18 protein-coding genes are annotated in these 13,045 nt (G+C 44.9%); 10 read left to right on the top strand and 8 right to left on the bottom strand.

Annotated elements, in window-relative coordinates:
* Positions 1-106: 106 nt before the first annotated feature.
* The 5 genes from CAG69_RS10150 (at position 107) to CAG69_RS10170 (ending at position 3,318) form a co-directional block, all read left to right on the top strand.
* Entirely contained in the window at positions 107-1,111 is a 1,005-nt protein-coding gene (locus CAG69_RS10150; RefSeq protein WP_012841385.1) for an ornithine carbamoyltransferase, read from the top strand.
* Positions 1,112-1,210: 99 nt separating this feature from the next.
* Positions 1,211-1,306, top strand: a complete 96-nt coding sequence (locus CAG69_RS10155) for a hypothetical protein (RefSeq protein ID WP_031780631.1) — start codon at positions 1,211-1,213, stop codon at positions 1,304-1,306.
* 87 nt (positions 1,307-1,393) lie between these two features.
* Positions 1,394-2,323: an aspartate carbamoyltransferase gene (gene pyrB, locus CAG69_RS10160; protein ID WP_005397473.1), complete on the top strand. Its 930-nt coding sequence runs from the start codon at positions 1,394-1,396 to the stop codon at positions 2,321-2,323.
* A 15-nt stretch (positions 2,324-2,338) separates the two neighbouring features.
* A complete protein-coding gene (gene pyrI, locus CAG69_RS10165; RefSeq protein WP_005381086.1) occupies positions 2,339-2,800 on the top strand; it encodes an aspartate carbamoyltransferase regulatory subunit in 462 nt (153 codons plus the stop codon).
* A gap of 128 nt (positions 2,801-2,928) precedes the next feature.
* Complete coding sequence (locus CAG69_RS10170) at positions 2,929-3,318, top strand: RidA family protein (RefSeq protein WP_005381087.1); 390 nt, start codon at positions 2,929-2,931, stop codon at positions 3,316-3,318.
* 85 nt (positions 3,319-3,403) lie between these two features.
* Here CAG69_RS10170 and CAG69_RS10175 read toward each other — a convergent pair whose 3' ends face one another.
* The 8 genes from CAG69_RS10175 to mlaF form a co-directional block, all read right to left on the bottom strand.
* Positions 3,404-4,129 carry a 1-acylglycerol-3-phosphate O-acyltransferase gene (locus tag CAG69_RS10175; RefSeq protein WP_005381088.1) on the bottom strand — a complete coding sequence of 242 codons (726 nt, stop codon included), beginning with the start codon at positions 4,127-4,129 and terminating at the stop codon, positions 3,404-3,406.
* 146 nt (positions 4,130-4,275) lie between these two features.
* Positions 4,276-5,541, bottom strand: a complete 1,266-nt coding sequence (murA, locus tag CAG69_RS10180; protein ID WP_046873610.1) for a UDP-N-acetylglucosamine 1-carboxyvinyltransferase — start codon at positions 5,539-5,541, stop codon at positions 4,276-4,278.
* 9 nt (positions 5,542-5,550) lie between these two features.
* On the bottom strand, positions 5,551-5,805 hold the full coding sequence (ibaG, locus tag CAG69_RS10185; protein WP_005396230.1) for a BolA family iron metabolism protein IbaG: 255 nt from the start codon (positions 5,803-5,805) through the stop codon (positions 5,551-5,553).
* A gap of 3 nt (positions 5,806-5,808) precedes the next feature.
* Positions 5,809-6,129, bottom strand: a complete 321-nt coding sequence (locus CAG69_RS10190; protein ID WP_005396231.1) for an STAS domain-containing protein — start codon at positions 6,127-6,129, stop codon at positions 5,809-5,811.
* Positions 6,129-6,767, bottom strand: a complete 639-nt coding sequence (gene mlaC, locus CAG69_RS10195) for a phospholipid-binding protein MlaC (RefSeq protein ID WP_161444059.1) — start codon at positions 6,765-6,767, stop codon at positions 6,129-6,131. The genes CAG69_RS10190 and mlaC overlap by 1 nt, the downstream gene beginning before the upstream one ends.
* 2 nt (positions 6,768-6,769) lie before the next feature.
* Entirely contained in the window at positions 6,770-7,258 is a 489-nt protein-coding gene (gene mlaD / locus CAG69_RS10200; RefSeq protein ID WP_005381099.1) for an outer membrane lipid asymmetry maintenance protein MlaD, read from the bottom strand.
* A 2-nt stretch (positions 7,259-7,260) separates the two neighbouring features.
* Entirely contained in the window at positions 7,261-8,052 is a 792-nt protein-coding gene (gene mlaE, locus CAG69_RS10205) for a lipid asymmetry maintenance ABC transporter permease subunit MlaE (RefSeq protein ID WP_005396234.1), read from the bottom strand.
* The gene (gene mlaF / locus CAG69_RS10210; protein ID WP_005396235.1) at positions 8,042-8,845 is read right to left on the bottom strand and encodes a phospholipid ABC transporter ATP-binding protein MlaF; all 804 of its coding nucleotides are present in this window, start codon (positions 8,843-8,845) and stop codon (positions 8,042-8,044) included. Before mlaF ends, mlaE begins: the two co-directional genes overlap by 11 nt.
* Before the next feature lie 358 nt (positions 8,846-9,203).
* On the opposite strand from mlaF, the gene CAG69_RS10215 reads away from it, so the two are divergent.
* From CAG69_RS10215 to lptB, 5 genes are all read left to right on the top strand, one after another.
* Entirely contained in the window at positions 9,204-10,184 is a 981-nt protein-coding gene (locus CAG69_RS10215; RefSeq protein ID WP_161444093.1) for a calcium/sodium antiporter, read from the top strand.
* 29 nt (positions 10,185-10,213) lie between these two features.
* Complete coding sequence (gene kdsD / locus CAG69_RS10220) at positions 10,214-11,185, top strand: arabinose-5-phosphate isomerase KdsD (RefSeq protein WP_161444061.1); 972 nt, start codon at positions 10,214-10,216, stop codon at positions 11,183-11,185.
* A gap of 86 nt (positions 11,186-11,271) precedes the next feature.
* Positions 11,272-11,835 carry an LPS export ABC transporter periplasmic protein LptC gene (lptC, locus tag CAG69_RS10225; RefSeq protein ID WP_005381106.1) on the top strand — a complete coding sequence of 188 codons (564 nt, stop codon included), beginning with the start codon at positions 11,272-11,274 and terminating at the stop codon, positions 11,833-11,835.
* Positions 11,816-12,310, top strand: coding sequence for a lipopolysaccharide transport periplasmic protein LptA (gene lptA / locus CAG69_RS10230; protein ID WP_005381109.1), 495 nt, complete (start codon positions 11,816-11,818; stop codon positions 12,308-12,310). The genes lptC and lptA overlap by 20 nt, the downstream gene beginning before the upstream one ends.
* A 1-nt stretch (position 12,311) precedes the next feature.
* A complete protein-coding gene (gene lptB / locus CAG69_RS10235; RefSeq protein WP_005381111.1) occupies positions 12,312-13,037 on the top strand; it encodes an LPS export ABC transporter ATP-binding protein in 726 nt (241 codons plus the stop codon).
* The last annotated feature ends 8 nt before the right edge of the window (positions 13,038-13,045 follow it).

The raw sequence follows: 13,045 nt of genomic DNA on the forward strand, positions 1-13,045 counted from the left end.
GCATCAACCTTTTTTAGTTTTACATAAAAATAATTATTCACAAATAAAGCATTTATATGTTTTAATGCATTCTATTAATTCAATCACACGTACTAAGGGACGAGCTATGGCTTTCAATTTACGTAACCGCAACTTTTTGAAGCTATTGGATTTCTCAACCAAAGAAATCCAGTTCTTGCTCGAACTGTCTGCAGAGCTAAAAAAAGCAAAATATGCAGGAACAGAGCAGAAGACACTTCAAGGTAAAAACATTGCACTCATCTTTGAGAAATCTTCGACTCGTACCCGATGTGCGTTTGAAGTCGCAGCTTTTGATCAAGGCGCTCAAGTCTCTTACATCGGCCCTTCTGGTTCTCAGATTGGCCATAAAGAATCAATGAAAGACACCGCACGCGTCTTAGGTCGCATGTATGACGGCATCGAATATCGCGGCTTTGGCCAATCCATTGTTGAAGAGCTTGGCACTTATGCTGGTGTTCCAGTGTGGAATGGTTTGACTGATGAGTTCCACCCAACCCAAATCCTTGCCGATTTCCTTACCATGCAAGAGCACGGACGCGGTAAGCAGCTGCATGAAATGACCTTCGCTTACCTAGGCGATGCACGCAACAATATGGGCAACTCGCTCATGGTGGGTGCCGCTAAAATGGGCATGGATATTCGCCTTGTCGCGCCAAAAGCGTTCTGGCCTGAAGAAGATTTGGTGGCAACTTGCCAAACTATCGCGCAGCAAACTGGTGCAAAAATCACATTAACTGAAAGCGTGGAGGAAGGCGTGAAGGGTTGTGACTTCCTTTACACCGATGTTTGGGTATCTATGGGTGAATCCGCTGAGGCATGGGATGAACGTGTGGCTTTAATGACACCATATCAAATCAATATGGACGTGATTAAGCAAACGGGTAATCCACATGTGAAATTCATGCACTGTCTTCCGGCTTTCCACAATGATGAGACCACCGTCGGCAAAGAAGTCGCTGAAAAATACGGCATGAAAGGCCTTGAAGTAACAGAAGAGGTATTTGAGTCAGAATACTCCATCGTATTCGACGAAGCTGAAAACCGTATGCACACTATCAAAGCCGTGATGGTAGCAACATTAGGAAGCTAAACTAGCAAGCCAAAACAGCCGCTAAAAACCATGATGTAATCGCTTGCGCTCACGAAAGTTAAGCGTATAATGCTCGGCAATTTGTCTGAGGATTAAGAAATGACCAAGCTAATTGCCGACATGAAAACGCGATTTGCTCTAGCTAAGCGACTACGCTTACGTGGTGTTATTTTCGTTAATTCTATTGAATTTTAAAACCTCCCCATTTGGGGAGGTTTTTTTATGTCCAAAATTCCTTTAGGCAATTTGGATGTAGTCATCAATGTTATAGGGAAGAAGATCATGGCGAACTCGCTTTACCAGAAGCACATCATCTCTATTCCAGAGCTTTCACGCGAAGAACTGGAACTTATCGTAGAAACAGCAGGTAGCCTTAAAAAAGCACCTCGACCAGAACTGATTAAAAACAAAGTCGTTGCCAGTTGTTTCTTTGAACCATCAACACGTACACGTTTATCGTTTGAAACAGCGATTCAACGCATTGGTGGTGACGTGATTGGCTTTGATAATGATGGTAATACCTCTCTGGCGAAAAAAGGCGAAACACTCGCAGATTCAGTACAAGTCATCTCTTCTTACGTCGATGCCTTTGTGATGCGTCATCCACAAGAAGGCGCCGCTCGCTTGGCCTCTGAATTTTCAAATGGCGTGCCAGTGATCAACGCGGGCGACGGTGCAAACCAACACCCAACTCAAACGCTACTCGACCTATACACCATCGCGGAAACACAAGGACGTCTAGACAACCTGAACGTCGCATTCGTCGGTGACCTAAAATATGGCCGCACAGTGCACTCATTGACTCAAGCCTTAGCAAAGTTTAACAACATCCGCTTCTTCTTTGTTGCACCAGAAGCATTGGCAATGCCAGATTACATCTGCGAAGAGCTAGACGAAGCTGGCATTCAATATAGCCTGCACACGGACATGGAGAGTGTGATTCCTGAACTGGATATTCTGTACATGACGCGCGTACAGAAAGAACGTTTTGACGAATCGGAGTACGCGCACATTAAATCGGCGTATATTTTGACAGCTGCATTACTCGAAGGGGCGCGCGAAAATCTAAAAGTACTCCACCCACTACCACGTGTGGATGAAATCACAACCGATGTTGATAAAACGCCTCATGCTTACTTCTTCCAGCAAGCTCAAAATGGCGTATACGCTCGCCAAGCACTGTTGGCGCTTGTTCTAAACGAAACACTGTAATCGAGGAGAAAACCCATGGCTAAAGAAACTCAATTGCAGGTAGAAGCAATCAAAAATGGCACGGTCATCGACCACATCCCTGCGCAAATCGGCATTAAAGTATTAAGACTGTTCGATATGCACAATTCATCACAGCGCGTTACGATTGGTCTGAACTTGCCATCATCGGCACTCGGTCATAAAGATCTACTGAAAATAGAAAATGTGTTTATTAATGAAGAGCAAGCGAGCAAGTTGGCGCTGTATGCTCCTCACGCGACCGTGAACCAAATCGAAAACTATGAAGTGGTGAAAAAGCTCGCGTTAGAGCTTCCAGAGCGCATCAATGATGTCTTCGAATGCCCAAATTCAAACTGTATTTCTCACAATGAGCCAGTAGAAAGCAGCTTTAGCGTATTCGAAAAGAAACAAGAAATCCGCTTAAAGTGTAAGTACTGCGAGAAAGTCTTCTCACGTGAGATCGTAACCGAACGATAAACACACCGTACGACTAGGCGTGATACGTTTAAAATACCCCGCAATGTCGGGGTATTTTACTCTTTACCTACCACGGGTTTAGAGGCAAACTGAGAATCTTTATTCCCTACAACTGATGGAAAAATCAAATGACGAAAGTACTTCACACTGAATCTGCACCAGCAGCAATCGGTCCTTACGTTCAAGGCGTAGATCTAGGTAACATGGTTCTTACTTCAGGCCAAATCCCAGTAAACCCAGCGACAGGTGAAGTGTCTGCTGATATCGCAGAGCAAGCTCGTCAGTCTCTAGAAAACGTAAAGGCTGTGGTTGAATCTTCAGGCCTTAAAGTGTCAGATATCGTGAAGCTAACGGTTTTTGTTAAAGACCTAAACGACTTTGGCACGGTGAACGAAGTTTACGGCAAGTTCTTTGATGAGCACGGCGTAGCAAACTACCCTGCACGCTCTTGTGTAGAAGTGGCTCGCCTACCAAAAGATGTTGGCATCGAAATTGAAGCAATTGCAGTTCGCAAATAATTGCACTTGCTGACAAACATAAAAAAACGGGTAGCTCAGGCTACCCGTTTTTTATTGTCTTTTCGTGATGATATCGCAGTAAAACTTAAGCAGCATTACGCTGTTTGACTTCTTCATCTAACGATTCAAGCTTCTCTTTCATCTGTTCACGACAGATATTCGCTAGCTCGCGAATGCCCTCTTTACCATAGCCTTCTGTACTGATTGGAGGTAGCATTTCAACAATCACATGACCATTGTTCCAACGGTTCAGCTTAATTTTATTCGTCGAGCTACATACGATAGGAATGATTGGTACGCCTGCTCCAATTGCCGCATGAAAAGCACCTGTTTTGAATGGCAGCAAACCACGCCCACGAGAACGCGTGCCTTCAGGGAACATCCACACCGAAACATCACTTTCTTTCATGCTGCTCACTACCTGATCGATAGTACCTTTTGCTTTCGAGCGATTCGCTCTGTCAATCAGGATGTTACCCGTAAGCCAGTAAAGCTGACCAAACAGTGGCATCCAAGCCAAGCTCTTTTTACCTACTGTCACAACTTTCGGGGTCACAGCAGCAGAAACAGTAAACATGTCCCAGTTGTTCTGGTGGTTAGCAATGTAAACATGTTGGCCGCGTGAATACGCATCTTCAGGGATACGCAGCTCTAACTTAATCCCAAATACACGAGACATCTTGGCAAACAAGCGGCCAAAAGTGAAAACGTGCTTAGGGTTTCGGGGGCTTAATAGGCAGTAACCACAACCACCAATAAACATAACAATCGCAAAGATAGCGACAGCAAATACACGTAACAGTGCAATCATTCTTGTTCTCCAGGAACCGGCTTTTGCCAGATACAGCTATTAATTTCTCTCTTTCCATAAAGGATAACTATGGTCATGAGAGTGATATAAAAAAGCCGAAACTCAGGTTTCGGCTCTCTTGATATCCAAGTTACCTGCGGTGCAGTTTAACTTGCCTCGCTCACTCGCTCAATATTTGCGCCAAGTGCAGCCAGTTTATTTTCGATTTTGTCGTAACCGCGGTCGATATGGTAAATACGATCAACGATGGTTTCGCCTTTAGCAATACAGCCCGCAATTACCAAACTAGCCGAAGCTCGTAGGTCGGTTGCCATGACTTGCGCACCACTTAATGACTCAACATCACCACAGATAACGGTGTTGCCTTCAATCTCGGCTTTCGCGCCCATACGCATCAATTCTGGTACGTGCATAAAGCGGTTTTCAAAGATAGTCTCAGTGATCACGCCGCCGCCTTTCGCCATCATGTTCAGTAGCGTAAATTGCGCTTGCATATCGGTCGGGAAGCCTGGATGCGGCGCTGTACGTACACTCACTGCTTTCAGCTCGCGATCAGTCATATCAACTGAAATCCAATCTTCACCCGTTTCGACAAGCGCGCCAGCTTCTTCTAGCTTGGCTAAAACCGCTTCAAGCAAATGAGCGTTAGTGTTACGACATACCACTTTACCGCCAGATACCGCGGCAGCGACAAGGAATGTTCCCGTCTCAATACGGTCGGCGACCACGTTGTGCTTACAACCACCTAGGCGCTCAACACCTTCAATTGTGATCGTATCTGTACCTGCACCAGAAATTTTTGCACCAAGCTTATTTAGGAAATCCGCTGTGTCTACAATTTCAGGTTCACGCGCCGCGTTGTCTAACGTTGTAGTGCCTTCAGCAAGTGCTGCAGCACACATGATGGTGATCGTCGCGCCTACGCTGACTTTATCCATCACGATGTGCGCACCTTTTAGACGACCATCAACCTCAGCTTTAACGTAACCATCTTCAAGCGTAATCGTTGCGCCAAGCTGCTCTAGGCCAGAAATATGCAGATCAACAGGACGAGCACCGATAGCACAACCGCCAGGTAGAGAAACCTGACCTTGACCAAATCGCGCTACGAGCGGACCCAAAGCCCAAATAGAAGCACGCATGGTTTTCACCAAATCATACGGTGCGCAGTATTCAGTAATGCTACTTGGATCGACGTGAACAGAACCATTACGGCTTACTTTCGCGCCTAAACGCTTAAGCAGTTCCATGGTTGTATCGATATCACGAAGGTGTGGCACGTTTGCCACTTCTACAGGCTCTTCCGCCAAGATAGACGCAAATAAAATCGGCAGTGCTGCGTTTTTTGCACCGGAAATGGTCACTTCACCAACGAGTGGTTTATCTGACCCAATAACTCGAAACTTTTCCATCAATAAACCTTAAAGCGACATCAGTTTCTTATCACGAGCCCACTCTTCTGGTGTGAACGCTTTAATTGATAATGCGTGAATGTCGTTACGCTGGATGTATTCCATCAGAGGACCATAAATTAACTGCTGCTTCTTAACGCGGCTCATTCCATCGAAACAAGCATCAACAGCAACCACCTCATAGTGGCTACCTTCACCTTTTACATGCACTTCTTGAAGGTTTAGTGCTTCTTCTAATAACTGTTGTACTTTTGCGCTATCCACAATTTACCCCTGATAATTCTGTATGTGTTTGGCCACTAAAGATTCAACATTGCTCAGTTGAAACAAAGTGCGCAGTTGCGCCGGCACGAAACTGAGCATTATATGACAGTTTTGCTTTTTTGCATGCTCTAATAAGTGGATTAACATCACCATTCCTGCAGAGTCGACGCGCTCTATCTCTTTTAACGAGCATTCCAGCTCAGCTTGAGCTGGTTGCCATTGCTGAGCATACGCCCACAATGAGGGTACTGTATCTCTATCAAGTGCCCCTGTTAGCTTAAGAATGTTTTGATCTAATTGCCACTGAGCGGGAGTCTGGGCCATTATTTCTTCGCCTCAAAGCGAACCGGCTCCGCAGCTAATTTTTCTAGATCTTTCGCGACAGATAAAATGCCTTCTTGACGAATTTTGCTATTCCATTCTGACTGTTTGCTAGAGAGTAAACTGATGCCTTCCGCAATCATATCGAACGCTTCCCACTCACCAGATTTGTTGTCTTTACGCAATTTGAACTCAAGTTTGATGTTTGGACGCGGAGTATCGATGATATCAACTTTAATGCTTGTAATACGCTTAGAGTCATCAATGCTAGGCTCAGGACCAAACTCAATTTTTTGGTCAGAGTATTGCGTCAACACTTGTGCATAAGACGCAATCAGGTACGCACGAAATGCATCGATAAACTCAAGTACATCTTCACGCTTAGCACCTTTTAAGTTTGGACCAAGAAGTTTTAACCCTGCATAGCGGTAGTTGACGTAAGGCATTAGCTCTTCTTCAACGATCACTTTAAGTAAATTTGGATCTTGTTTGATTTTCGGCTGTTCGGCTTTCAATCTTTCGAACGTGACTTCAGCTACCTGCTTCATCATCTTATAAGGTTCAGTTTTATCCACCTCTGCTGCTGTTGCTCCAAAAACGCTAAACACAGCACAAACTGAAAGTAGTAATCTCGCTAACATAGTTATTCCTTACTTGAGTCGTCTGAACCACCTACGCTGTATAGTACTTGGCCAATTAAGTCTTCAAGCACAAGCGCCGATTTGGTGTCTTCGATGGTATCACCATCCACCAGCATGACTTCATCATCAAAAACGAAGCCAGGTACTAAACCAATGTATTGCTCACCAATCAGGCCAGATGTCAAAATTTGTACGCTCGACGTCTCTGGGAACTGATTGTATTTGCTATTGATAGATAGTGTTACAACTGGCAATAAGTTGTCTGGGTTAAGCGAAATACTACTTACTCGACCAATCACAACGCCCCCCACTTTTACGGGCGAACGAACTTTTAAACTGCCAATATTATCGAACTCGGCTTTGAGGGTGTAAGTATCACCAGAGCCAATGCTTTTTACGTCAGCAACTTGAAAAATCATCACAAGAATCGCGCAAATTCCCGCTAATACAAAGCTGCCAACCCATAATTCAGTTTTACGTGTTTGTTGCATGATTAATTCCCAAACATCAATGCGGTCAGTACAAAGTCTAGTCCTAGTACTGCTAAAGAAGAATGCACAACAGTGCGCGTAGTTGCTCGGCTGATCCCTTCCGAAGTTGGAATAGCATCATAACCGTTAAATAGAGCGACCCAAGTAACCGTAATTGCAAACGCAAAGCACTTGATCATACTGTTACCAATATCCTGTCCTAGTTCAACTGAGGACTGCATCGCTGACCAAAAACTGCCATGGTCAACACCTTTCCAGTCAACACCAACAAGCTGGGCGCCCCAAATACCCACCGCCATGAAAATCATAGCCAGTAATGGCATTGAAATAGCACCAGCCCAAAAACGTGGCGCGATCACTCTTTTCAAAGGATCTACCGCCATCATTTCAAGGCTAGAAAGTTGCTCCGTCGCTTTCATCAAGCCTATTTCTGCAGTTAACGCAGAGCCTGCACGACCAGCAAACAGAAGTGCAGTGACAACGGGCCCTAATTCACGTAGCAATGAGAGCGCCACCATTTGCCCCAAACTGCCCTCTGCGCCGTAATCCACCAGCACAACATAGCCTTGTAGGCTCAAGACCATACCAATGAACAACCCAGATACGACGATAATCGCCAGAGACTGGACGCCTACGGAATAAAGTTGTTTAACGAGCAGAGGAAAGCTTTTGAGCGGTTGTGGCTTAGTAAACAGTGCCCCAATCAGCATGAAAGTCGCACGACCAAATGCTCCGCAGATGGAGAGCGTTCGTCTACCTAGTGAGGCGACAAAATGCATAAAGTTATCGACCATCAAATAAGTCCTTTTCGATACTTTGAGAAGGGAAGCGAAACGGCACAGGACCATCTGCATCACCTTGTAAGAACTGCTGAACGCGAGGGTCAGGATTCTGATTAAGCTCTTCTGGTGTGCCAAAAGCGATAATTTTGCCATCGGCCATCAGATAAACCCAATCGGCAATACTCATCACTTCAGGCACGTCGTGAGAAACGACTATCGAAGTTAAACCTAACGCTTGATTTAGATTACTAATGAGCTCAACCAAGACACCCATGGTGATTGGGTCTTGTCCGACAAATGGTTCATCGTACATGATTAAATCAGGATCCAGGGCGATCGCACGCGCCAATGCAGCGCGTCTTGCCATGCCACCCGATAGCTCGCTCGGCATCAATTGTGCCGCGCCGCGTAGACCGACGGCTTCAAGCTTAAGCAACACCATGGTACGAATCAGCTCTTCAGATAAATTCGTATGCTCTCGCAATGGGAAGGCGACGTTATCAAAGACATTCAAATCAGTGAATAAAGCTCCTGATTGAAACAACATGCTCATTTTCTTTCGAGCATGGTAGAGTTTTTTACGCGAGAGAGAGGGAATATTGTCGCCATCAAACCAGATCTCTCCTTGCTCGGGATACAACTGACCACCAATTAAACGCAGCAGTGTAGTTTTACCTATTCCCGATGGTCCCATAATGGCCGTCACTTTGCCCTCAGGAACATGCAGATCAATACCATCAAAGATCTTGCGCTCTCCCCGTGAAAAAGTGAGGTTGTTCACGGTGACTAAATCGTTGTTCGACATATCATCTCTTCTACTGTCGGAGCGTTGCAACTCACGGCATCATCAACCAGACACACAACGGAGTTGAATTTCACGTTTAATAAAGTAACGTCGGTACATTTATTAGGCTGCAATCATAAGCACATTGGCTTTGAATTTAAAGCACTGTTCAATTAAATAAAGTCGAGTATATACCTGCAATTTTTTGTGGATTACGATCAAATCAGCGCAAAGTGTTTAAATCCTAGACAAGAATTGCTGATTTAAATGAACGACATTTGCATACATTTTCGTTACTAACCTTTAATTTATTCGTCGTTTATCTTCCATTTTAGGCCGCAAAAGGTCAAAATTAGCGGTTATTCATTTTACTTATTTAATACTTAGGAATTCTCATGCTCGAGCCGTAGCGTTGCTTATAGTCGGTCTTGTTTTGCTCGTATGGAGTGCAGATAAACTTGTTTTTGGTTCTGCAGCGATAGCCCGCAACGTCGGTATTTCACCTCTTGTCATCGGCATGACAATCCTTGCGATGGGCTCTTCTGCGCCAGAGATGATGGTTTCTGCAACCGCAGCCTGGGACGGAAAAACCGATACTGCAGTGGGTAACGTTTTAGGCTCAAACATCGCGAACATCGCGTTAATCCTAGGTATTACAGCACTCATCAAGCCTCTGTCGATTAGCTCCGCGGTCATCCGCCGGGAACTGCCATTAATGATTGCTGTAACAGTACTCGCCGGTATTCTGCTTTGGAATAGCCATCTCGGTTTTTATGAAGGTGTCTTATTGTTTGTACTCTTTGGGGCATTTTTATTTGCTATGTTGCAGATCAGCCGCAAAGAACAAAAATCAGGTGATGTTTTTCTTGATGACCAAGAGTCAGAGATCCCAGAAGGCGTCAGCAACCCTAAAGCGATCATGTGGGTGGTTATTGGCCTGATACTGCTTCCTTTGGCAGCAAGCATGCTAGTGGATAACGCGGTGATTATTGCAAAGTATTTTGGCATGAGCGATCTTGTCATCGGTCTGACTATCATTGCCATCGGTACTAGTCTACCTGAGCTCGCAGCATCGCTTGCTGGTGTTTTAAAAGGTGAAGACGACATGGCCGTCGGTAACATTATTGGCTCGAATGTGTTTAATATTCTGGCCGTAATGGGCATTCCTGGCATCATTAATCCATCGGTACTGAGTGAGTACGCGATGGGACGTGACTTCTGGGTCATGTTAGGCGTTTCACTGTTACTTGTCGCGATGTGTTTGGGTAAATCACGCAGTATTAACCGTATTGAAGGTGCAATCTTGTTTGCATGCTTCCTAGGTTATCAAGTGTACTTATTCGCAAACATGGCCGCTTAATTACCACGATAAATAAGTAGAGAACTGATATGTCCAATCAATTTGATTTTCGCGCTGCTGCTAAACAAGTTCTTGATATCGAAGTTGCTGCTCTGCAAGAGCTGGATACCTACTTTGATGATCAATTTGAGAAAGCGTGCGAACTGATCCTTTCCAACAGCGGCAAAGTAGCCGTTATGGGTATTGGCAAGTCAGGCCACATTGGTAACAAGATTGCTGCGACTCTGGCAAGCACGGGGACTTCTGCGTTTTTCGTTCACCCTGGCGAAGCTGCACATGGCGACTTGGGCATGATCAGCCCTGGAGATATTGTGCTCGCAATTTCTAACTCTGGTGAGTCAAACGAAATTCTGTCTCTATTTCCGGTATTAAAACGCCTGAACATCAAGATAATTAGCATGACAGGCAAGCCAGAATCCAATATGGCAAAACTGTCTGACTTGCACCTGCAAATTACGGTACCTCAAGAAGCTTGTCCGTTAGGCCTGGCGCCAACTAGCAGTACGACTGCCACATTAGTGATGGGAGATGCATTAGCCGTAGCTCTGCTTCAAGCTCGTGGTTTTTCTGCCGAAGATTTTGCCCTATCTCACCCAGGTGGTGCACTGGGGAGAAAACTGCTACTTAAGTTGTCTGATATTATGCACTTTGGAGAAGCGTTACCTAAAGTTTCTCCTGACGCATTAATTCGCGATGCCCTGCTTGAAATTTCAGAAAAGGGGTTAGGCATGACAGCCATCGTCGATGAGCACGATGCTATGCTTGGTATATTCACCGATGGTGATTTACGTCGTACCTTAGACAAGCGTATCGATATTCATACGACGGCAATTGGCGAGGTCATGACGACAAACCCAACCACAGCACACCCTGATATGCTGGCGGTTGAAGGTTTGAACTTGATGCAGAATAAAAACATTAACGCTCTGATTTTATGTAAAGACGAAAAAATTGTGGGTGCACTGAACATGCACGATTTACTAAAAGCTGGCGTGATGTAATATCAGCACAAACATTTAAATCATTTATTAGACGAATAAAGGCAATGGTCAGGGAAGTACTGAGCTAAACGATAGGCCTTCATTATATGAGTTTTACTCGCCTTATTTATTTGCTCTTGATCTTCGTTGTAGCGTGGTGCGGTTATTACCTACTAACCCCTAAAGGCAACGACGCAATTCAAGTAGCACCAGATTCTGAACTGCCCATGTTCAGTGGTTCTGGATTAGAAAACATCACCTACGGTGAAGATGGTGTCCGCAGTTACATCATTCGCTCCACTAACTTAGACCATTATGCTAAGAGTGGAGATACTATTTTTAATAACCCGACTTTGATGGTTTACCGTGAAGGTAGCGTCATTGAATGGAAGGTGACTGCCACAAGAGCAGTGTTAGATGAAGACCAAGTTTTGACTTTATATGACAAAGTCTTAATGCAAAATCTTCTGCCTGGTGCGAGTTTTGATACCATGGCAACAGACAAATTGGTCATTAATCTAACCAATCGTGATTTTAAAGCTGACCAACAAGTGATGTTGGTTGGACCACAATTTGAAACTACTGGAGGCGCAATGCAAGGCAACTTAAAACAGCATACTGCGACTCTGACAGATGAAGTTCAAGGTCGATATGAAACCGTTACACCTTAGCCTACTGGCACTGGTATTGGCGGCGCCTCAAGCGCTGGCACTCAAGTCGGATACTCAACAGCCGGTTTACATAAACTCTGACACCCAACAGGTGGATATGAAGAGTAACCAGGTTGTTTTTGAAGGCGATGTATCTCTTAAGCAAGGGAGCATCAATATCGATGCTGATAGAATCGTGGTAACTCGCGATCCTAAAACCGAAGCAATTAAACAGATTCAAGCATTTGGTAAACCTGCGAAGTTTTCTCAGCTGATGGACGATGGTAAAACACTTAGTGGTCAAGCTACGGAGTTGGATTACCGTATTTCTACAGACGAACTGACCATGAAAGGTCAAGCGCAGCTGGCGCAAGACAACAACACCATCAAAGGTTCTTCGATTCGTTACCAAATTGGTAAACAAAAGCTAGTCGCAGATAGCTCTAAGGAAGAGCGCGTTACGACCATTTTGCAACCCAATCAGATAGAGAACTAATATGGCAGTACTGAGTGCGAAAAACTTGGCGAAAAGCTACAAAAAACGCAAAGTCGTCACTGATGTTAGCTTAGAAGTTGAATCTGGTCAGATTGTTGGGCTGCTCGGTCCAAACGGTGCGGGTAAAACCACCTCGTTTTACATGATTGTCGGCTTAGTACCTCGCGATGAAGGCACCATTACCATTGACGACAATGACATCAGTATTTTGCCGATGCATAGCCGTTCACGACTTGGCATTGGCTATCTTCCGCAAGAAGCGTCGATTTTCCGTAAGCTTTCAGTAGAAGATAACATCATGGCCGTACTTGAAACTCGTCAAGAAATGACGAGGGAAGAGCGCCAAGATAAACTGGAAGATTTGTTGGAAGAATTCCACATCCAGCACATCAGAACCAGTGCTGGTATGGCACTATCAGGGGGTGAGCGACGCAGGGTGGAAATCGCTCGCGCTTTAGCAGCCAACCCTCAATTCATTTTGTTGGATGAACCTTTCGCAGGTGTTGACCCAATATCGGTTAATGACATCAAGAAAATCATCGAGCATCTACGCGATCGCGGCCTCGGAGTGTTAATCACTGACCATAACGTGCGTGAAACACTGGACGTATGCGAAAAAGCCTATATCGTAAGCCAAGGGCACCTAATTGCATCGGGAACTCCGGCAGAAGTTCTCAATAATGAACAGGTGAAACAAGTTTATCTCGGCGAACAATTCCGTCTATGATTATATTA

The sequence above is a fragment of the Vibrio sp. V43_P6S15P86 genome (assembly GCF_009904725.1).
Classification (GTDB): domain Bacteria; phylum Pseudomonadota; class Gammaproteobacteria; order Enterobacterales; family Vibrionaceae; genus Vibrio; species Vibrio diabolicus.